Consider the following 19929-nt stretch of genomic DNA (forward strand, 5'->3'; position numbering starts at 1 on the left):
GCGCAACGACGGTTGCCGATGGACGGCGCGAGACACCACAGGGAGGCGACGTGGGCATGCGGCGGATGTGGCTCGGGTTGTCGGTGACGGTGAGCGTGGCGGCGGCCCTGGGATGCACCTCTCCACCTGCGGACGCGGACGTCCGGATGGCGACGCTGGAGCGCGAGGGCAAGCAGATGGACGCGGCGCTCGACACGGTCGAGACCCGGTTGTTGGGGAACCAATCCACGGTGGCGATGTGGCAGGAGCTGGGACGTCGTCACCAGGAGGTGTCCGCCATTCAATGCAAGGTGGCGGACGAGCACCTCGTGGCCATCATGCAGCACTACGAGCGCATGGAAGAGAAGGCGCGTCGCCTGAAGCGTCGCACTGGCAGCGGAGACAGCGTGGCCTCCGCTTCCACCACCGTGCTGACGTCCGGCAAGGCGCCTCGGCGGGCGCACTACTGAGCGCTCGGAGTGGGCCGCGCCGCGCGGGCGCGAAGCTGGCGTGAGTCGTTGGGTTTCGGGCAGGCTGCCAGGGAGTCCGCCCTGGGAGCCCGCCTTGTCCGTGTCCGTCCCCGAAGCCGCCCCGTCCTCCGGAGACGCCGCGCCCCCGCAGGCGGAGTCATTCGCCGTCTACCTCACGCGCAAGCTGTTCACCGACAAGGGCTATCACCCCGGCACGGTGCCCGAGGCGCAGGCGCTGGTGACCGCATCGGACGCGGTCCTCACGTACTCGGATGGCCTGAGCTGCTGCATCGTCTGCATCATCGACCGGGAGCGTGAGCCCTCGCGTCGCTTCACGTTGGCGCCGGAGGTGGTGGCGCGCGTGGCCAACGACTGCCTCAAGTACACGGGGCGGGTGAATGGCGCGAAGCTGCCGCTGGGCCTCCACCTCATCGAGGTGGGCAAGGAGCCGCCCTCCGCCGCGGACCGCGAGCGCCTCCAGGGGTACCGCACGCGCTTCTTCTCTCGGGCCCGCGTGAGTGCCTCGTACATCGACACGTTCGCCTGCGACGTCTGGCACAACGAGGGGTGGCCCCGCTCGGCGCCGCGCCCCAGCTATCTGCGCAAGTTGTTGATATCTCCGCGCGTGGAGTCCACGCCGGAGGTGGTGGCGCCGCCTCCCGAGCGCCGTCCCGTGCTCACCGTGGCGCTGCTCGCGGCCATCGTGGCGGTGTTCGGCGTGGAGCACCTCTTTCCCCTCGAGGGAGAGGGCGTGGGCCTGCTCGGGCCGAGCGTCCAGACGCTGTGGGGCCTGGGGGGGCTGGACTGGACCTCCGTGTGGGAGCAGGGCCAGTGGTGGCGGCTGCTGACCGCGCCGCTGCTGCACGCGGATGTCTTTCACTTGCTGCTCAATGGCATCGGTCTGGGCTTCGCCGCGTGGATGTTGGAGAAGCAGGTCGGGCGCGCCTGGCTGGCGTTCGTGTTCGTGCTGGGTGGCGTGGGCGGTGGGCTGCTGTCGTTGGCGGTCAACCCCGTGGGCGTGGTGTCGGTGGGCGCGTCCGGCGCCATCATGGGCTTGCTCGCGGCCGTGCTGGTGCTGAGCCAGCGCGCCCCGATGGGCCCCCAGCGTGTGCAGCTTCAGATGGGCGCGCTGCGCTTCCTGGTGCCCTCGTTGATTCCGCTGGCCACCACGCGCACGAGTGACCACGTGGACTTCGCGGCGCACCTGGGCGGAGCGCTGGTCGGAGGGCTGGTGGGCTTCGTGCTCACGCGGGTGTGGCGCAAGCAGGACGCGGTGCCGCCGGGGACGCGGTGGGTGGGCGCGCTGAGCGCCGTGGCGTGGGTGGCGCTGATGGCGACCGGGCCACAGGTGGCGCGCGTGCACGGGCTCGCGCGGCTGGAGAACGCGCTCATCCCCGCGGAGTCCATGCCCACGCCCGCGGATGACCTGCCCGCGGTCGCGCCGGGGCTGGTGGCTCGCTACCCGAGGGATCCGCGCGCGCGCCTCTTCCAGGCGGCGGTGCTGCTGGACGCCGGGGACGCGCCGGGTGCGGAGCGTGAGATTCGCGCGGCCCTGGCCGAGCGCGAGGTCCTCGAGCACTTCTTCGCGGGCGCCCGCCTGCCCTTGAAGCTGCATGAGGTGCTGGCGCGCGCGCTGCTCGCCCAGAACCGCGACGCCGAGGCGCGCGAGGCGGTGCGCCCGTTCTGCGCCGCGGGCGAGGGCAAGGACGCACCCTCCGAGCTGACGGGCCTGGGGTTGTGTGAGACGGGAAACCCTTGAGGCCCGTGAGCGCGGGCGTCTGCGGGTGAAACACGCTGTGCTCGGCGGTGCAGTGCGCGGCGCTTGACCGAGGTGCGTCCCTTCGTCGTTAGTGAGGACATGGTTTTCGTGCGCGCTCTCTGCGTCGGGTGGCTGTTGTTCGCCGGGCTCGCCGCCGCCGCTCCCGTGATTCAGGTGCCCGAGGGTGGGCGTGCCGTCGAGGTCTCCGCGAAGGGGGTCGTCTGCGGTCCCGTGCGCGGGGGCTGGACGCTGACGCCGGATGGGCACGGCGTGCGACCGCCCGCGAAGGTGGAGGATGGGGCGCGCAGCCTGGAGTTGAAGGTGGCCGAGGACGCGGCCGCCTGCGCCACCGCGCAGGACACCGTGACGGTGCTTGCCACGGGACCGTTCCCTCGCATCGACGCGGCCACGTCCACCTTCTTCCCCGATGACGGGCGCGTGGAGTTGAAGGGCGCGAACCTCAGGGACCTGGGCCTCGCGTGGTCCGGCACGCCGCGCGGAGAGTCCGGGGCGCACGGCGTGATGGAAGGCCAGGATGTCTGCCTCCCTCCGGACTCCGGGGTGCGGCCCGGCGAGTGCGTGGTGCCCGTCACGCCGGGGCTGCCCACGGACGCGGTGCTGACGTGGATTCCGCCGCACGGCCGCCGCGGCGCGGAGGTCATCACCTACGACGCCATGGGCAACGTGGTGGATCCGCAGGTCTTCCGGCTGCGGCCGGGGCGCGTGGTGCTGACGCGCCCGCTCGTGCAGTCGAGCGGCATCGACTTGTCCAAGGGGCCGGGCTCGGTGGCGGTGAGTCACTCGGAGGCCCTCGCCTCGGTGGACTGTGGGCTGGCGCGCTGCGAGGTGAATGACGGCGCGGTGAGCGTGCGCAACGTCCCGGGCGAGGATGCGAACGTGACGCTGCGCCTGCGACTCGCGCCGCGCATCTTGTTCGCGCGCGGTGATGCGTTGGAGCAGGTCGTCACCGAGTCACTCCCCGTCCTCGCGTGTGGACTCACGGCCGTGGAGGGCACGGTGCTGCGCGACGCGGAGAGTCCGGCGCTGGTGCTGCGGCTCGATGCCGCGTGCGCGCACGACCCGCGGACCCTGTTCTGGTCGGTGAACGGCGAGCGCGCCCGCGTGGAGCGCGTGGCCAAGGGCTCGGATGGCGTCTACGTGCTGCTGCGCACCAGTGGCACCTCGGAGCCGCAGGTCACCATCACCGCGACCAGCTCCCGGCTCGACCGGACCGTGGTGGCGTCCGAGACGGCGAAGACGGAGCCGCTGCCGGATGCGCGCGCCACGCTCGAGCTGCCGGGCGAGGGCACCATCGACTTCATCCCCACCAATCGCCCCGCGGAGGTGAAGGTGTCCTCCAACACGGGCGCGGTGGGGCGCTTCGTGCCGCGTCCGGTCAGCGGCGTGTACACCGTGACGATGCGCGACGCCACGACGCTGCTCCAGGGCGAGCCCACCGCGAGCGGCTTCGTGTCCCTGCGCTTCGGTTACCGGCTGCCCTCGCTGCCGGCGGAGCTGGCCACCGCGGACCTGGTGATTGTCAGCGAGCGCGTCCAGCGCGCGGTGCGCGAGGCCAGCGTGCCCACGCCCGTGGAGCAGTTGGTGGAGTTCGTCTGCGCGGACAAGCAGGGCCAGGAGCAGATGCTCGCGCCGAGCTGGCCGCACCGCATCCCCTTCGACCTGCGCAACACCTGCCGCGTCGTCGTGCACCGCGAGCGCGTGACGCCCGAGCGCGGCATCCAGGAGATTGTCCTGCGCGTCGACGTGACCAAGCCGGACGGCTCTGCGCGCACGGAGAGCCACGTGGAGCAGCGGATGGTCCTGCGGCCTCGCGGTGAGCCTCGCTCCATTCCCATCCAAGGGGCGCTGGGGCAGTACGACCGCATCCTCGTGCAGGTCTCCCACGTGGCGGACGAGTCGCGCTACGCGCTCAGCGCCTCGGACCGCACGGGCCTGCCGTCCGCGCAGTGGACCGCCACCATCGAGGGCGGATTGATGCGCCTGTACACCATGGCCACCATCCCCGCGGGCCTCTACCGCGCGACGTCTCCGAGCGGCCAGCTCACGCTCAACTTCGGCGTGCTGTCGCGGCTCGTGTTCCTCAACAACGAGGGGCAGGAGCGGCTGGTGGGCTTGGAGCTGGGCTTGATGGGCTTGGGGCTGGTGCCGCAGTCCGGCGACATCCAGTTCCCGCCCACGCTGGCCGCGGTGACGGGCCTGGGGTTGCGCGTGCCCATTGGCCCGGGGGCGTCCGTGGGGGTGCAGGCGTGGGTGGCGCGTGAGTTCCGAGGCGACATCACGCGCCGCACCAATGGCGACCCCACCACGGACCGCGTGGTGCCCTCCAGCCGCTGGTCCTTCATCTTCGGACCGAGCATCTCGGTGGGCAACGTGGGCTTCAATCTCTGACGCGAGCGCGAGGGCTCAGCCCTTCTTCGCGGGCGCGTCACCGTCCGCGTCGTCGTCGGCGTGGTACTCGATGAAGGTGTTCTCGGTCTTGCCCGCCTCGCTGGGGTCCGGCTTCAGCACGGTGGTGAGCGCCTTGTCCGGCAGCCAGGAGAAGTAGTTGCGCAGCACCATGAAGAAGTTTCGCCGCCAGCCGCGCACCAGGTCGTTGTGGAGCTGGAGCGAGGCCGTCCCCGGGACGCCGAACATGACCTGCGCGACCTCGTTGGGGATGCCGTGGTTGATGACGTCGGGGAGGTTGGGAATGATGGGATGCGGTGTGCCGCGCGCGATGGTGCCCACGTGCTGGGCGGTGTGGATCTTCTCCACGCCGGGGAGCAGGTGCCTGCCACCATAGGGAACCGGATCCCCCTGGTTCTGCACGAACCGGGCGTTCGTGCGGGCGGCGCGCAGCACCTGCTCGGGGACGTCGTGGTTGATGGCGCCCCCGTTGAAGCCCACCAGGTAGGAGTTCACGAAGCCCTGGAGGTGGAGGAGGTGGAACAGCTCCACCGCGATGGACGCGCCCAGGCTGTGCCCGATGCTGACGATGACGGTGTCCTCCGGATAGTTCTCGAGGAGTTCGCGCTGCCGGGGCGCCGCCGCCTGTGAGGCGGTGTAGCCGACGCCCTGGGGGTCGATGTTCGCCAGGGCGCCGGTCGCGACCTGTTTGGCTTTCAAGACGACGTCGCGGTTGGCTCCGTCCGAGTTCGTCCCCATCGAGTGGATGATGAGCAGTCCCGAGAACTTGCCGTCGCTGTCGCGGCCCTCCAAGTAGTGCTGCCGGACGCCCGCGTGGCGGCCTCCCGTCTGGAGCACGACGTGCTTGAGGTCGAGGGTCCGCGTCTTGCTCACCTTCGATTGATGCTCGGGGGGAAGGAGGATCGAGGTCCGTATGGTGAAGGGGAAGCTGAGCCCGACGGGGAGGTCGAGATATCCCGCCAGCATCGAGAAGCCTTGGAGGTACGCGATGTCGGTCTCGCAGCGGGGAAGGACTCGTGCCGCCAGCTCTCGGCAGTAGTTCCGTTTGACGCTCGCGAGGGGGCTCTTCCTCGCCTCGTCCAGCAGGCGCAGGATGAGGCGGTAGTCCTGGACGCCGGCCTCGTCGATGGCGAAGAGTGGGGCCTCCGCGGCGATCCGCCGCGCCTCGAAGCACGCGGTGTTGGCCCACGTGAGCAGCCTGTCCACGTCGGGGGTCGGGCTGTTGAGCTCGGCGGCGAGCAGGCGCACCAGCTCCGGGAGGGGAACGTCCGCGACTGGGATCGCCGGCGGGAGCGTGTCGTAGAGGGCAGCGGCCTCGTCCCGGATGGCGTGGGCGATGAGCGTGGCCTGGGCCCCGTCGCCCCAGGCGCTTCGCGAATAGGAATCCAGGCCTTGGAGCACGCCGAGCGCGTGGAGCATGGCCTGGCGGAGCGGGATGCGCCAACGCGGGGTCTCGGCCGTGGCGTCCGAGGGAGACGGTCCCTGGTAGAGCGCCTCGGGGAGGGCGCTGGCCTTTCGGCGGAGGGCCGTGAAGAGGCTGTGATTGCTCGGGTCGCGGTCCGTGTGGAGCTCCCGCGCGGGTGAGAATCCGCCTGGGAGCGAGGAGCGGCGGGTGAGCGCGGTCCCAGCGCTCGCGCCACGAGAGCCGCTGAGGAGTCCCGCGGCGGTCTTGCGGACCGCGGGCGTGATGCCCGCGCTGCGCAGGGTGGCGCCGAGGATGGCCTGACCCGCCGCGGCTCCACCCGAGGAGGACCCGACGGCGCCGCTCGAACTGGCGGTGCTGACTGCTGTCATGCCCGGCACCGAGAGCTGGTTGCTGAGGGGGTAGTACGGGTGTCCCGCGATGAACAACGGCACGCGGCCACCCGCGAAGGACGGGGCGCCCGCGGGCGGGTAGGCGTGGTTCGGCACCGCGATGCCCGCGACGGCGGGCAGGGGGCCGTTGCCGCGCCCAGCGCCCGCCGCGCTCAGGTCGGTCGGTGTCGCAGCCGCTGCTGCCGCCGCGCCTGTTGGGTGATGGGTCGCCGCCGTGTTGGATGACGCGGTCGTGGTGTGCGTCACGGGCGTGGCCACCGTCTTCCGGGCCGAGCGAGCCCTCCGCTGTTGGGTGCTCGCGGCCGCGCGCGTGGCGAGTGAAGAGGCGTTGCCACTCGCGGCAGCCGCGGATGTGAGGGCATGCGCCGTGGTGGGGCGGATCGCGATACTGGTGACCCGAGCAGCGTTCTTGCCGAGGCGTTTCATGGTGACGCGGCTCTCTTGGCCGGACCGTCGAGAGGAACGGGCTGGGGGCCGGCCGTCAGAAGAGACGGATGAAACGTTGAGTCTTTAAAAAATAGGCCCGTCAATGCAGACCCAGGGTCTGGATTGACGCTGTCGCATGTCTGTCATTGTGTCCGTTGTGTCACGGACCCCGTGAGTCATTGCAGCAGCTTGGGGGCCTCGGAGGGCGCGGGCCGCTCTCCCTGGTAGGAATTGACGGGAGGCAAGAGCAGGGACTCATGGAGTCGGCCCTCGGGGTCGAGCCCCAGGTCGATGACCGGGTGGCGGATGGGCTCGATGCTCCCGTCCGCGTGGACCAGGAGTCCTCCGCCCAGGGGGATGCCCAGGGCGCGGTGTGGGTAGCCGGCCTGTTGGAGCGCGCGGCGCAAGCCCTGCCACTCCGGGGCCTCGTGGACGCCCACCAGGAAGGGCGCGAGGCCCAGCGCGGGGAGCGGCTCGCCTTCCACGGGGAGGGGCTCGGCCCAGAGGCCCTGACCCAACTGCATGGCCCCCGCGGAGACGCCGATCAACACCGCGCCGGCGCGATGCCGCTCCTGGAGCAGCGCGTCCACGCCGTGGGCGCGAAAGGCCTCCCAGCCCACGCGCGGGTCGCCCCCTGCCAGGAGGATGATGTCCGCGCTCGCCAGCCACTCCAGGTCTTGCGGCGTGGGGCTCGCGGAGATGGCGCGGCAGTGGGTGATGCCAATGCCTTCCATGGCCGCGGTGAAGACCTCGTAGAAGGCGGGCACGTCTCCGTTGGAGGCGCCGAGGTACGCGGCGCGGACCGGCGGGACGCGAAGCTCGGCGCCGGTGAGCACGCGCAGGCAGTCGAGGAACGGGCGTCCCTCCACGCGCCAGAAGAGCAGGGCGCTGTCCGCGAAGAGGAAGAGGGGAGGAGGCGTCGGCGCGGCGATGGAGGACATGGGAGGGCCGCCATCCTGGCACGGATAGACCTTTTGCCGACCCGGTTCGTATCAGGGGAATCCGGCGGCGCCTCACCCTTCGCGCCGCTCGCGCGCTCGCGCGGGAGAACCCCATGTTCAAGCCCTTTGTCCTTGGCCTCGGCCTGTTCGCTCTTCCTCCTGTCGCGCTCGCGGGGACTCCGGTGAAGCCTCCGCCCGCCGTGGTGGATCAGGCGACGTCCGCGCCCCGCGTGCAGATCGCCCTGCTGCTCGACACGAGCGGGAGCATGGACGGCCTCATCGACCAGGCGCGCCGGCAGATGTGGACCGTGGTGAACACGTTCCAGAAGGCTCGGCGCGGAGAGCAGCTCGCCCGACTGGAGATCGCCCTCTACGAGTACGGCAAGAGCGACCTGGCCGCGGAAGCCGGCTACATGCGCCAGGTGCTGCCCTTCACCACGGACCTGGACAGCGTCTCCGAGAAGCTCTTCGCGCTGCGCACCAACGGAGGGGATGAGTACTGCGGACAGGTCATCCAGAAGGCCACCACGCAGCTGGCGTGGAGCAAATCCCGCGAGGACCTGAAGCTCATCTACATCGCGGGCAACGAGCCGTTCAATCAAGGGCCCGTCCCGTTCGCCACCGCCATCGCGAACGCGAAGGAGCACGGCATCATCGTGAACACCGTGCACTGCGGTGGCGCGGAGGTGGGCGCGCGCGATGGGTGGACCGCCGCCGCGGCGCTCGCGCAGGGGCAGGCGCTCAACATCGACCAGAACCGCGCCGTGGCGCAGGCCACCACGCCCCAGGACGCGGAGCTGGCGCGGCTGAGCGGCGAATTGAATCAGACCTACCTGGGCTACGGCTCCGGCGGGCGCGAGGGCAAGGCGCGTCAGGTGGCGCAGGACTCCAACGCGGCGCCCAGCCCCAGCGTCGCCGCCTCGCGCGCGGTGTCCAAGGCCAGCCGCCTGTATGACAATTCGAGCTGGGATTTGGTGGATGGAAGCAAGTCGGGCGCGGTGAAGCTGGACACGCTCAAGGACGAGGAGCTGCCTTCGGAGCTCCAGGGCAAGTCGGTGGAGGAGCGCAAGGCCGTGGTGGCCGCCAAGGCGAAGGAGCGCGAGGCCATCCAGGAGCGCATCGTCAAGCTGAAGGGCGAGCGCGAGAAGTACCTCTCCGAGCAGCAAGCGGTTCGCCCCGCGAGCGCGGGTCCGGATACGCTCGACACCGCCATCATCCAGTCCGTGCGCAAGCAGGCCGCCGGGCAGAAGCTCACGCTGGAGTAGCGTGCTCGGAGTCGCATGAAGCTGGAGCGCCACGTCGGAGGGTTGTCGCTCGCGCGCAAGGTCCACTACCTGCGCGCGCGCGGCTGGCGCGAGGAGGACGGGGGCTGGTCCAACGCGCGCTTCCGTCCCGTGCCCCTCGCGCGCGCGGTGCATCACCAGCTCACGGACGACCTCAGCCAGGCGCTGGTCGTCCAAGGGTGGCGGGTGGTGGGCTACTCCGAGCGCGGCTATGTGCAGCTGCGCGACGGCGAGCACGGGCGGCCCTGCTCGCTGCCCAAGGCGCTGCGCACCCAGGCGCGCCGCGAGCGCCGCGCTGTCGCCGAGTTGACGTATGCGCTGTTCCTCGCCGCGCTCCTGGGCTCGGAGTCAGACGGAACACCGGGCGCCTGACGGGGTGCGACACGGCGCTCGCGCGCGGTGGGCTCGCGAAGTAGGGCAGACTGCGCGGCAAGGCCCAGCGCCCACGGGCGCGGAAGTCGGGGGGGCCAGGAGCCGAGCCCATGAAACACAAAGCGCCGTCGACGGTGACCGTGCAGGGACCCGCAGGACGCCTGGTGGCGACCGTGGAGGGGGAAGGTGGCATCCCCGTCCTCTTCGTGCATGACCTCGCCGCGGACCGCACGCACTGGGCCGAGGCGCAGCACGGCATGGAGACGCGCACCGCCGCGCTCGACCTGCGCGGGCTGGGTGAGAGCGCGGGAGGCCACGGCCCCTTCGGCATCGAGGCCGCGGTCGAGGACATCGCCGCCTTCGCGGACGCGCAGCTCCCCATGAAGTTCGTCCTCGTGGGGCACGGCTTCGGAGGCGCGGTGGCGGGCGCCTTCGCGGCCTACTACCCCGAGCGACTCGCGGGCCTGCTCTACGTGGACGCGGTGGGCGACTTCCGCGCCACGCCCGCCGCAGAGGTGGCGGCCTTCCTCGGTCACTTCACCGTCGAGCACTTCAGCGCGTTCCGCGAGCAGTGGCTGCTGCCCTTGTTGGTGAACGCGAAGGACACCACGCGCACACGGGTGTTGAGCGCGATGCGCACGTCGCGCCGCGAGGCCATCGCGGGCAACCTCGAGTCCCTCTTCCACCACGACCCGGGCGAGGCCTTCGCGAGTTTCATGGGCCCCACGCACGCGCTGGCCGCCACCACCACGCCCGACACCCTCGTGGCCCAGCACCCCGAGCTGGTGCGCTCCCTGGCGCCGCACGCCAGCCATTGGCTGATGCTGGACGCGCCCAAGTGGTTCCACGACGAGCTCACGCGCTTCCTGGGCGAGTGCCGTCACGCGCTGTGATTCCCTGAATCAGGGGGACAGCAGGCAGGCAGCCACATGGTTCCGTGACGCCGCCATTGAATCCGGCTAGAACCGCCGACGTGAGACGGGCTGGTTTCGGAGCGCTCGCGGTCGTGTGTGTGAGTGGACTCTTGGGATGCAATGACCTGGAGGTCTGCGGCTCCACGCCGATAGACATCGACCGTTCCGACGGGGGCGTCTACCGCTGCGTCACCTCCGAGGACTGTCCCCGCACCTCGCGTGTCTCGCTGTGTGTGTCGGATGTCTCTCCACAGCGCGAGTGTGTGCGCTGCGAGGAGACGCGCTGCGTGCGAATCGTTCCGGAGGCCTGCGAGTGAGGCGATGGGTTCCGCTGCTGAGTGTCTGTCTCCTGGCCACCACGGGTTGCCGGGAGAAGCCGGTGGACCACATGCAGCGCGCCCACGACGCCGTCTTCGAGAAGCGCCCCGACGAGGCCCTGGTGGAGTACCGCAAGGCCTTCGACATGCTCCGCCGCGACGACTCGCCGGAGGCCCTGGTGATGCGCGCCCGCGCGCTCAAGGGCGCCGCCGACGTGTACTGGCTGGAGCAGCGCAAGGTGAAGGAGGCGGTGGGCGTCTACAAGGAGCTGGTGCAGCAGTGCCCGGAGTCTCCCGAGGCGCTCGAGGCCCGCATCATCCTGGCCGAGCTCTTGCGCGCGCACTACCGCGACCTGCGCGGCGCCATTGATCAACTCACCGCCGCGCTCCAGCGCAACCCGCCCCAGGGCGCGGAGTTGCAGTACCAGGTGGCCAAGCTCTACTTCGAGCTGGCGGACTATCCGCAGTGCGAGCTGGAGGCGCGCAAGCTGACGGAGCGCTTCGCCGCGAGCGCCTACGTGGACGACGCGCTGTTCCTGGAGGCGCAGGCGCTGTCCATGGTGGAGGGCAAGCGCCAGGAGGCGTCGCGCACGTTCGCGGACCTGCGCAGCCGCTTCCCGGACTCGGAGCTGGCGCCCTATGCCCTGTATGAGATGGGCAAGCTGCGCGCGGACTCCAACGAGTACGAGAAGGCCATCGAGCTGTGGGTGGAGACCCTGAAGACGCACCCGGACCCGGCCATGGTGCAGGACTCCATTGCCCGGGCGCGGCGGCGGCTCGCGAACACCACGCCCGAGGGGCTGGGCAAGGAAGCCGCCTTTGATCGCTCCAAGGTCGCGCGCACCTCGCTGGAGGCCATGGGTGGCTCCGCTGAGGAAGCATCTCGCGAGCACGGCGATTAGATCCGCACGATGAGGAGTGACCACATGATTGTCTTGGTAACGGGTGCCACGGCGGGCTTTGGCTTGGCCATTGTCCGGCGCTTCGTGAAGGACGGGGCGCGCGTCATCGCCACGGGTCGCCGTGCGGACCGGCTGGACGCGCTGCGCGCGGAGCTGGGCCCGCAGGTGCTGCCGGTGACGATGGACGTGCGCGACCGCGAGGCGGTGGAGCGCGCCGTGCAATCGCTGCCGGCGGACTTCGCCGAGGTGGATGTCCTGGTGAACAACGCCGGGCTCGCGCTGGGCTTGGAGCCCGCGCAGGCCTCGCGCGTGGAGAACTGGGACGTGATGGTGGACACCAACGTGAAGGGGCTCCTGTACTGCACGCACGCGCTCCTGAGCGGCATGGTGGCGCGCAACCGGGGCCACATCGTCAACATCGGCTCCATCGCCTCCGAGTTCCCCTACCCGGGCGGCAACGTGTACGGCGGCACCAAGGCCTTCGTGCGCCAGTTCAGCCTCAACCTGCGCGCGGACCTGCATGGCACCGCGGTGCGCGTCACCGACATCGAGCCAGGGCTGGTGGGCGGCACCGAGTTCTCCCAGGTGCGCTTCGAGGGGGACGCCGCGCGCGCCGCCGCGCCCTACGCCAACACGCAGCCGCTGACGCCCGAGGACATCGCGGACGCGGTGCACTGGGTGGCCACGCGCCCGGCGCACGTCAACGTCAACGTGCTGTCGGTGATGCCTGTGGCGCAGTCGTTCGGGCCGCTGCCGATCAAGCGCGGCCCCTGATGCGCTCCCCGTGCCTCACGCGGGCACGGGCAGCACCGCCTCCAGGAGCGGCGCGGCCACCGTCGGGTCATCCGCGTCCGCCACCAGCAGCAGGTGGATGCGGCCCCCCTCGACGCGCGCGTCCACGCCCTCCAGCTTCACGGGCACGTCCACGCCATCCAGGAACAGCGGCGTTCCGTCTGGCGCGAGCAGGCCCACCGCGGAGCCCGTCACCCGGCCATCCGCCACCGCGTCTCGCGAGTCCTCGGCCGCGGCGGTGAACACCATGCGCCCATCCGGCAGCGGCGCGGCGTCCGTGAAGGACAGCCGCACGCCCCCTGCGTGGCCCAGCTCCCAGCGGCGCGTGGTGCGCACCACCTCGGGGCCCAGCGCGCCGGTCTCCACCGCGCGGTGGAGCCGCTCCGCGTCCAGGTCCACCAGCGCGTCCACGCCGCCCTCGCCATTGCCCCGGTTCAACAGCCGCAGCCGGGGCCCCGCGAGTGCCGCGCCCTCGATGTTGAGCACGCCGAACTCGCGCTCCAACTGCGCGTAGAGCGCGGTGCAGTCCACGGTCCTCGGTTCACCCGCGAGCGAGCCATCCGCCGCCAGCGGCACCACCGCGCCGCGCCGCCGCCGTGGCGTGGAGCCCGAGGGCAGCGCGAGCAGCGCCCCCTGCGGCGCGAAGGAGAGCGGCCCCAGCGCGCACAGCGCCTCCAGGTCCGGCTTGGCCGCCTTGCGTGGGCCGGGGGCCTCCGGCAACTCGCCCGGGAACAGCCGCGCCAACTGGCCCGGCGAGTCCCCGTGCAGCGGGAAGACCGCGAGGCACAGCGAGTCATCCGCCACCACGTGCAGCCAGCTCCCCACGCGCACCAGCCCGCTGGCCGCGGAGACGTGCGCGGCGCGGCCGGGTGACTCGGGAGAGGCCAGGGTGAGGGTGCGCCGCCGGGTGGTGCGAATCATGATTGCCTTTCGCGCCCCAGGCGAGCGGGCGGGCCGCTACAGCAGGGTGCCGCGGAGGATGAGGCTCGCGACGGTGAAGTAGATGATGAGGCCGGTGACGTCCACCAGCGTGGCCACGAAGGGCGCGGACGCGCTCGCGGGGTCGAAGCCCACGCGGCGCAGGATGAACGGCAGCATGGAGCCGGACAGCGTGCCGAACATCACCACGCCCACCAGCGAGGCGCCCACGGTGAACGCCACGAGCAGCGCGTGCTCGCCGTAGCTGTTGAACAGCGTCTGCCACACCATGACGCGCGTGAGGCCCACGAGGCCCAGGATGGTGCCCAGGGCCAGGCCCGTGCCCAGCTCGCGCCGCGCCACGCGCCACCAGTCCTTCAAGCGCATCTCTGACAGCGCCAGCGAGCGGATGATGAGGGTGGTGGCCTGACTGCCCGAGTTTCCGCCCGAGCTGATGATGAGCGGGATGAACAAGCTCAACACCACGGCGCGGGCAATCTCATGCTCGAAGTAGCCCATCGCCGTGGCGGTGAGCATCTCGCCGAGGAAGAGCACCATCAGCCAGCCAGCGCGCTTGCGCAGCATGGCGAAGAAGCCCACCTCGAAGTAGGGCGCGTCGAGCGCCTCCATGCCGCCGACCTTCTGGATGTCCTCGGTGGCCTCTTCCTGGACCACGTCCACGATGTCATCCACCGTGACGATGCCCTTCATCCGGTTGTGCTCGTCCACCACCGGGAGCGCCATCAGGCCGTGCTCGGTGATGAGCCGGCTCACCGCTTCCTGGTCGGTGTTCTCCGCCACCACGCGCACGTCGCGCTGCATGACGTCCGCCACCTTCTTGTCCGGGGCGGCCTGGAAGAGCTGGCGCAAGGACAACACGCCCACCACGTGCTGCTCGGCGTCCAGCGCGTAGGCGTAATAAACCGTCTCCACCTTCTCGCGGGCCTGCTTGCGCAGATAGCCAATGGCCTCGTCGATGGACATCTCCGGACGGACCCGGGCGAAGCGCGGGTTCATCAAGCCACCGGCGTCGTCCTCCGCGTAGGCCAGGAGGACGTTCACCTCGCGGCGGCTCATGTCGTCGAGCTGCGAGAGGATGGCCTCCGCCTGCTCCGGCTCCACCGCCTGCACCAGGTCCGCCAGGTCGTCCGGCGGGAGCAATCGCACCCAGGTGCGGCGCTCGCCCGGGGGCAGGCTGAGGATGAGGTCCGCCTGGTCTCGGGCGGACAGGTCGAGGAAGAAGTCGTCCGCCACCGCGGGGGGCAGCAGGCGGAAGCCCTCGATGCGCTCGTCGGGAGACAGCACCGGCCAGGCCTCGTGGAGCTCTTCGATGGACAACGCGTTCTGGCTCTGGGGGCTCTCCACCATGACGCCGGCCTCTCTACACCCGCGCGGGCAGCGCGGCGAGCGGAAGGCGGGTGACTTCGTGACGATTCCCGCCCGCCTGCCCGCTCTGGGCCTCAGGTGCCTTGCTGGATGAGCTCGACCCGGTAGCCGTCCGGGTCCTCCACGAAGGCAATGACGGTGGTGCCATGTTTCATGGGCCCCGGCTCGCGCACCACCTTGCCGCCCGCGTCTCGGATGGCTTTGACCGTGGCATGGATGTCACTGACGCCCAGGGCCACATGGCCATACGCGGTGCCCAGCTCGTAGCGGGACGTGCCCCAGTTGTAGGTCAGCTCCAGCGCGGTGTGGGTGGACTCGGGGCCGAAGCCCACGAACGCCAGGGTGAACTTGCCGTCGGGGAACTCCTCGCGGCGCAGGAGCTTCATCCCGACGACGCGGGTATAGAAGTCGAGCGACTTCTCGAGGTCGCCGACACGGAGCATGGTGTGCAGGATTCGCATGCGCCGGTATTACCCACGCCGAGCCTCCCTGGCGAAGGAAACAGCGCTGCCCCAGCGGCGGATTCCCGGGCGAGCGGACACTGGCCCGGTCCGGTGCTCGCGTCTGTCCTGAACCGTGTAAAGCTTGCGTGCCTCGGCGGCCCTTCCGCCTGGGTCCATCACCTGGGCCTGCGTCGGTGAGAAGCGGCGGGCATGCTGGCGAGAGGAGCGGACGCGAGGTGGAGGCCGCTCGCGTGTTATGGAACGCGCCATGAACCACGCTCAGAGCCAGGCCTTGTTCACCCGCGCGCAGGTGCGCATCCCGGGTGGCGTGAACTCCCCCGTGCGCGCCTTTCGTGGCGTGGGAGGGGACCCCGTCTTCTTCCGGGAGGGCGCGGGCGCGTGGCTCACGGACGTGGACGGCAACCGCTACGTCGACCTGGTCGGGAGCTGGGGGCCGCTCATCCTCGGCCACGCCTACCCGCCCATCGTGGAGGCCCTCATCGCGGCGGCCAAACGGGGCACCACGTTTGGCGCGCCCTGCTCGGACGAGGTGGAGTTCGCCGAGCTGCTCTGCGCCACCATGCCGGCGGTGGAGAAGGTGCGGCTGGTCTCCAGCGGCACCGAGGCGACGGTGGCGGCCATTCGCGTGGCGCGCGGCTTCACGGGCCGGGATTACATCCTCAAGTTCGAGGGCTGCTTCCACGGCGCGGGCGACCCGTTCCTGGTGAAGGCGGGCAGCGGCGTGGAGACGCTGGGCCTGCCGGACTCGCCGGGCGTGCCCTCGGCGCTGGCGAAGCTGACGCTCACCGCGCCGTTCAACGACCTGGGCGCGGTGGAGCGCCTCTTCGCGGAGAAGGGCAGCGAGATTGCCTGCGCCATCATCGAGCCGGTGGTGGGCAACATGGGCGTGCTGATTCCCAAGCCGGGCTACCTCCAGGGGCTCCAGGCGCTCTGCCGCAAGCACGGCGTGCTGCTGGTGCTGGATGAGGTGATGACGGGCTTCCGGCTGGCGCGCGGTGGCGCGCAGGAGCTGTATGGCCTGGCGCCGGACCTGACCACGATGGCGAAGGTGGTGGGCGGCGGCATGCCGCTGGGCGCGTACGGCGGCCGGCGCGACATCATGTCGAAGGTGGCGCCCGAGGGGCCGGTGTACCAGTCCGGCACGCTGTCCGGGAACCCGGTGGCGGTGGCCGCGGGCATGGCGTGCGTGAAGGCGCTCGCGGCGCCGGGCATCTACGCGCGGCTGGAGCAGGTGAGCCGAGCGCTGGAGGAGGGCTTCGTGGCCGAGGCGAAGGCGGCGGGCGTGCCCGTCACCGTGAACCGCGTGGGCAGCATGCTCACCGTGTTCTTCACGGGCGAGCCGGTGTTCGACTACGCGTCCGCGAAGAAGGCGGACACGGCCCGCTTCGGGCGCTTCTTCCACGCGATGCTCAACGAGGGAGTGTACCTGCCGCCCAGCCAGTTCGAGGCGGCGTTCGTGTCACTGGCCATCGGCGAGCCGGAGGTGGCGCACGTGCTCGCCGCGGCCCGCAAGGCGTTCCGCGCGCTTGGCGAGGCCCGTTGAGCCAGAGCCCCTGACGGGGCCCGTCCGCTTCGGCCCCTACACCCTCGTGCGCCGCATTGGCGCCGGGGGCATGGGGGAGGTCTTCCTCGCGCGCGAGGAGGCGTTGGGCCGGGCCGTCGTGGTGAAGAAGGTCCTGCCGGGGTTGGTGGCGAACCGGCAGTTCGTGGGGCGCTTCCGAGACGAGGCGCGCGTGGTGGTGCGGCTGGCGCATCCCAACATCGCCCGGGTGTACGCCATGGGCGAGGCCGAGGGGCAGCTCTACCTCGCCATGGAGTACGTGCAGGGCAAGACGCTCAGCCGGCTGGCGTATCGCCTGCGTCAGCGCGGGCGGATGATGCCGCTGGGCGCGCTGCTGCACCTGGGACAGCGATTGTGCGAGGGATTGGCGTATGCGCACGACGCGCTGGATGAGACAGGTCATCCGTTGCATCTGGTGCATCGGGACCTGTCTCCCGCCAATGTCTGTCTGAGCTATGCGGGCGAGGTGAAGATCATCGACTTCGGCGCGGCGCAGTCCACGCTGAAGGAGCAGCAGACCTCGCCGCGCGTGGTGATTGGAAACCTGACGTACATGGCGCCCGAGCAGGCGCGGAAGCGCTTCGTGGACCGGCGCGCGGATGTCTATGCCGCGGGCGCGCTGCTCTGGGAGTTGTTCGCGTGGAAGCCGCTGCCGCAGCGCGGAGACCCGGCGGAGCGCTGGCGCCGCGCGGCCTATCCGCAGTGGGAATCGGCGGGGCGTCATCGGCCGGGGCTGCCCCGCAGCGTGGACGTGTTCCTGCTGCGCGCGTTGGCCGCCGAGCCCTCCGAGCGCTTCCCCGACGCGGCGGCCATGAGCGCGGCGCTGGGTGAATTGAAGGCGAAGCTCGCTCCGGGCGTGGGGGACTCGGACCTGGCCCGGCTGATGGGCGACGCGTTCCCGCGCGAGAAGCAATTGGAGACGAAGGTGCTCGCGGAGTTGTTGCGCGAGGACGCGACCCAATCGCGCACGCAGCAGGAGTTCCCCGCCGTGCACGCGCCGCCCACGGCGCTCGCCTTCGAGCACTCGGGCCTGGAGGCTCCCGAGGAGTTCCTCGCTCCCGCGGACGAGGTCGCGCAGGTCGCCGCCAAGGCCAGTCTCGGCTCGGACGATGACGCGGAGGTGACGCAGACCGCGGTGGCGCCCCGTTCGCCTGGGCCGAGCGGCGCCGGACGCGATGCTCCGGGGATGCGCGGTGGTGTTGACGCGCAGGGTGCTTCGTCCAGGAGCGGAGCCGTGGGCGATGCTCGCGGCCATCCGCCGATGCGCGGCGGTGGAGTCGAGGCGCCGGGGGCTTCCGGGGCCAGTGGCGCCGGAGGCGACGCGCGCGGAGCCGTGGGCGATGCGACCGAGGCCCTGGCGGCCTCCCAGATTCTGGGAGCCATCGCGCGCACCGCGAGCGCCTCCGCGCGACCGCGAGCCACGCTCGGTCCGCGCGAGACACAGGTCGGCTTCGGTGTGGACATCTCCCAGACGTTGGAGTCGTCCGCGCTGGAGGTGGCGCAGCGGCTCGCGCTCGTTCGCGCCATCTCGGGAGCGGACGCGACCACTCCCGCCGAGCCATTCCGCGCGCGGCCTGTCTGGCATTGGGTTGCATTGTTCACCGCCGCCTGCGCGCTGGGCTTTGGCGTGGTGTGGCTGTTCGGGTGGCTCTTCCGCGCGTAAGGCCTACCGCTTCGAACGAGGGGCCAGCCCAGGTTGACGGAGCGTTGCCCCCTGCATCCCCGCAAGCAGTTCGACCTGTGGCGCATGGAGGAGCCGAACTGCCCTCCGCGCGAAGAGCGTCCTTCGCGCGGAAGATGCCCTGGCTACATCCGACGCAACAGACGGCGGGTGACGTTCTGGACGGGGGTCCCGATGGGCTTGTAATCGGTGATGATGCTGTAGGTGGTGTTCACGCCATTGAAGTGGCCCGTCGTGGTGACCGTCTGGACGCTGTTGTCCGCGTAGACGTATTCAAGCTCCGCCGTGTAGGGGACGTTCACGTTGGCCTGAAGCATCATCACGGAGGCTTGGATGCAGGTATGGGCGGGGACCTTCACCGTGAGCTCGTGGGAAACCTCGTGCTCATCGGTGCTCTCCTGCTTCTGCCCGAACTTCCAGGTGCCCTCGGCCATGAAAGTCACTCGGCTGTTCCCCAGCATGGGGATTTCCAGCTTGAATTCGATCTCCTTGCTGACCGTGAGCCCTGTCTCGTGCGTGAACGAGTATCTGTGGCCCTCGGTGAACCGGAAGGTGAACTTCTGCTCCTGGTCCGTCCCGGTGGTGTTCGTCGCCGTCTGCGTTGCGGCCAGCTTGGGTGAGAGCTCCGTGATGAGCGCGCTGTTCAAGCTGTAGTTGATGTTTTTGACGGTGACCTTCCGCACGTCGGTTTTCTGGCACCACTTTTCGTTGTCGGAACCGCCACTCCACTCCCAGGTGACCACTTGATGGCCTGGGTCGTAGGGCCCGTTCCCCAGGATGTTGATCTTCTGTTCATTGTCCGCGTAGGAGTAGATGGGATTGTAAGTCTCCCTCCCTTCGTTGCCCCACACCGCGAGGTCATCGGTGTCAATCTTATCCACCCCCTTCATCACCAGACTGGCGCCCTGCTCGTTCGAGGCTCGGGAGAGGGCCTTCCCCGTCTTCTTGTTGACCATCGCGAAGGCGGAGCCGTCGCGCGCGGAGCGCAGCTCCCGCAGCTGGAGGTCGTCGGCGTAGTTCAGCACCTTGACGGTGACGGAGTCGTTCCCGTTATGGGCGCTGAGGGCCAATGAATCGCCGTTCCTGCTCATGGCCTTCGAAGATGAACAATCGATGGTCGACGCTGGGCATGTTGTTTCCTTGTGCGCCGCGGGCCGGCCAGGACCGCCGGGTTGTCGCGACGGCAATGATAACAAGCAACACATGTGCCAGTGGTTGGATTTGAGACGGATTCCCGGGACCGCGCCTCGTGAGGCGTGCGAGGAGAGCGCGGGCTCAGCGGAAATGGCACGAGGCCAGGTCCACGGATATGTCCTCGTGGAACGCAACTGCGTCAACTTGGTACGCAGCGCCGTGGAACGGCCGCTGTCTGATGTTTCAAACGACGGTGCGAGCGGGATTTTCGGGGAGCTGGGAGGGGTTCGACTGGCGAAATCTGCTCTGTCGTTCCAATCCAACGAGTCATCTCGAGATGTTCATTGGTTCGTTGTCGACAGAGGAGATGTTGCCGCGGAAGTGTCTC

Annotated in this window: 16 protein-coding genes; 10 read left to right on the top strand and 6 right to left on the bottom strand. The window is 70.2% G+C overall.

Annotation, left to right across the window (positions count from 1 at the left end; genetic code table 11):
- Positions 1-56 precede the first annotated feature (56 nt).
- From KRR26_RS09020 to KRR26_RS09030, 3 genes are all read left to right on the top strand, one after another.
- Complete coding sequence (locus tag KRR26_RS09020; protein WP_120207479.1) at positions 57-449, top strand: hypothetical protein; 393 nt, start codon at positions 57-59, stop codon at positions 447-449.
- Positions 450-549: 100 nt separating this feature from the next.
- Positions 550-2208: a rhomboid family intramembrane serine protease gene (locus KRR26_RS09025; protein ID WP_328707102.1), complete on the top strand. Its 1659-nt coding sequence runs from the start codon at positions 550-552 to the stop codon at positions 2206-2208.
- Between the two features lie 99 nt (positions 2209-2307).
- On the top strand, positions 2308-4617 hold the full coding sequence (locus KRR26_RS09030; protein WP_199723826.1) for a hypothetical protein: 2310 nt from the start codon (positions 2308-2310) through the stop codon (positions 4615-4617).
- Positions 4618-4632: 15 nt separating this feature from the next.
- On the opposite strand, the gene KRR26_RS09035 is transcribed toward KRR26_RS09030, so the two are convergent.
- Positions 4633-6876: an alpha/beta hydrolase family protein gene (locus KRR26_RS09035; RefSeq protein WP_217079616.1), complete on the bottom strand. Its 2244-nt coding sequence runs from the start codon at positions 6874-6876 to the stop codon at positions 4633-4635.
- Between the two features lie 176 nt (positions 6877-7052).
- The gene (locus KRR26_RS09040) at positions 7053-7817 is read right to left on the bottom strand and encodes a Type 1 glutamine amidotransferase-like domain-containing protein (protein ID WP_217079617.1); all 765 of its coding nucleotides are present in this window, start codon (positions 7815-7817) and stop codon (positions 7053-7055) included.
- A 113-nt stretch (positions 7818-7930) separates the two neighbouring features.
- On the opposite strand from KRR26_RS09040, the gene KRR26_RS09045 reads away from it, so the two are divergent.
- The 5 genes from KRR26_RS09045 to KRR26_RS09065 all read left to right on the top strand — a co-directional run bounded on the left by KRR26_RS09045 (position 7931) and on the right by KRR26_RS09065 (position 12379).
- Entirely contained in the window at positions 7931-9082 is a 1152-nt protein-coding gene (locus KRR26_RS09045) for a vWA domain-containing protein (RefSeq protein WP_120207488.1), read from the top strand.
- Positions 9083-9097: 15 nt separating this feature from the next.
- Positions 9098-9472, top strand: a complete 375-nt coding sequence (locus tag KRR26_RS09050) for a hypothetical protein (RefSeq protein WP_120207490.1) — start codon at positions 9098-9100, stop codon at positions 9470-9472.
- Positions 9473-9582: 110 nt separating this feature from the next.
- Positions 9583-10365: an alpha/beta fold hydrolase gene (locus KRR26_RS09055; RefSeq protein ID WP_120207492.1), complete on the top strand. Its 783-nt coding sequence runs from the start codon at positions 9583-9585 to the stop codon at positions 10363-10365.
- Positions 10366-10699: 334 nt separating this feature from the next.
- Complete coding sequence (locus KRR26_RS09060; protein WP_233577183.1) at positions 10700-11605, top strand: tetratricopeptide repeat protein; 906 nt, start codon at positions 10700-10702, stop codon at positions 11603-11605.
- A 24-nt stretch (positions 11606-11629) separates the two neighbouring features.
- Positions 11630-12379, top strand: coding sequence for an SDR family NAD(P)-dependent oxidoreductase (locus tag KRR26_RS09065; protein ID WP_217079618.1), 750 nt, complete (start codon positions 11630-11632; stop codon positions 12377-12379).
- Between the two features lie 15 nt (positions 12380-12394).
- Here the strand turns inward: KRR26_RS09065 and KRR26_RS09070 are convergent, their stop codons facing one another.
- The 3 genes from KRR26_RS09070 to gloA form a co-directional block, all read right to left on the bottom strand.
- Positions 12395-13318, bottom strand: coding sequence for a DUF6929 family protein (locus KRR26_RS09070; RefSeq protein ID WP_217079619.1), 924 nt, complete (start codon positions 13316-13318; stop codon positions 12395-12397).
- Between the two features lie 36 nt (positions 13319-13354).
- On the bottom strand, positions 13355-14683 hold the full coding sequence (gene mgtE, locus KRR26_RS09075) for a magnesium transporter (protein WP_120207500.1): 1329 nt from the start codon (positions 14681-14683) through the stop codon (positions 13355-13357).
- A 92-nt stretch (positions 14684-14775) separates the two neighbouring features.
- Complete coding sequence (gloA, locus tag KRR26_RS09080) at positions 14776-15162, bottom strand: lactoylglutathione lyase (protein WP_120207502.1); 387 nt, start codon at positions 15160-15162, stop codon at positions 14776-14778.
- 250 nt (positions 15163-15412) lie between these two features.
- Here gloA and hemL point away from each other — a divergent pair, with 250 nt between their 5' ends.
- Positions 15413-16708: a glutamate-1-semialdehyde 2,1-aminomutase gene (gene hemL / locus KRR26_RS09085; protein ID WP_120207694.1), complete on the top strand. Its 1296-nt coding sequence runs from the start codon at positions 15413-15415 to the stop codon at positions 16706-16708.
- Positions 16692-18389, top strand: a complete 1698-nt coding sequence (locus KRR26_RS09090; protein ID WP_217079620.1) for a serine/threonine-protein kinase — start codon at positions 16692-16694, stop codon at positions 18387-18389. Before hemL ends, KRR26_RS09090 begins: the two co-directional genes overlap by 17 nt.
- Positions 18390-18532: 143 nt before the next feature.
- Here KRR26_RS09090 and KRR26_RS09095 read toward each other — a convergent pair whose 3' ends face one another.
- A complete protein-coding gene (locus tag KRR26_RS09095) occupies positions 18533-19498 on the bottom strand; it encodes an aerolysin family beta-barrel pore-forming toxin (protein WP_217079621.1) in 966 nt (321 codons plus the stop codon).
- Positions 19499-19929: the final 431 nt, after the last annotated feature.

It is taken from the genome of Citreicoccus inhibens (assembly GCF_019039035.1).
Lineage (GTDB): Bacteria > Myxococcota > Myxococcia > Myxococcales > Myxococcaceae > Citreicoccus > Citreicoccus inhibens.

Excerpts from the sequence above, each read along its gene's own strand:
- KRR26_RS09045 (WP_120207488.1), top strand. The coding sequence starts at position 7,931 with ATGTTCAAGCCCTTTGTCCTTGGCCTCGGCCTGTTCGCTCTTCCTCCT.
- KRR26_RS09035 (WP_217079616.1), bottom strand. The coding sequence starts at position 6,876 with ATGAAACGCCTCGGCAAGAACGCTGCTCGGGTCACCAGTATCGCGATC.
- KRR26_RS09065 (WP_217079618.1), top strand. The coding sequence starts at position 11,630 with ATGATTGTCTTGGTAACGGGTGCCACGGCGGGCTTTGGCTTGGCCATT.
- gloA (WP_120207502.1), bottom strand. The coding sequence starts at position 15,162 with ATGCGAATCCTGCACACCATGCTCCGTGTCGGCGACCTCGAGAAGTCG.
- hemL (WP_120207694.1), top strand. The coding sequence starts at position 15,413 with ATGAACCACGCTCAGAGCCAGGCCTTGTTCACCCGCGCGCAGGTGCGC.
- KRR26_RS09050 (WP_120207490.1), top strand. The coding sequence starts at position 9,098 with ATGAAGCTGGAGCGCCACGTCGGAGGGTTGTCGCTCGCGCGCAAGGTC.
- KRR26_RS09070 (WP_217079619.1), bottom strand. The coding sequence starts at position 13,318 with ATGATTCGCACCACCCGGCGGCGCACCCTCACCCTGGCCTCTCCCGAG.
- KRR26_RS09030 (WP_199723826.1), top strand. The coding sequence starts at position 2,308 with ATGGTTTTCGTGCGCGCTCTCTGCGTCGGGTGGCTGTTGTTCGCCGGG.
- KRR26_RS09095 (WP_217079621.1), bottom strand. The coding sequence starts at position 19,498 with ATGAGCAGGAACGGCGATTCATTGGCCCTCAGCGCCCATAACGGGAAC.
- KRR26_RS09055 (WP_120207492.1), top strand. The coding sequence starts at position 9,583 with ATGAAACACAAAGCGCCGTCGACGGTGACCGTGCAGGGACCCGCAGGA.
- mgtE (WP_120207500.1), bottom strand. The coding sequence starts at position 14,683 with ATGGTGGAGAGCCCCCAGAGCCAGAACGCGTTGTCCATCGAAGAGCTC.
- KRR26_RS09020 (WP_120207479.1), top strand. The coding sequence starts at position 57 with ATGCGGCGGATGTGGCTCGGGTTGTCGGTGACGGTGAGCGTGGCGGCG.
- KRR26_RS09040 (WP_217079617.1), bottom strand. The coding sequence starts at position 7,817 with ATGTCCTCCATCGCCGCGCCGACGCCTCCTCCCCTCTTCCTCTTCGCG.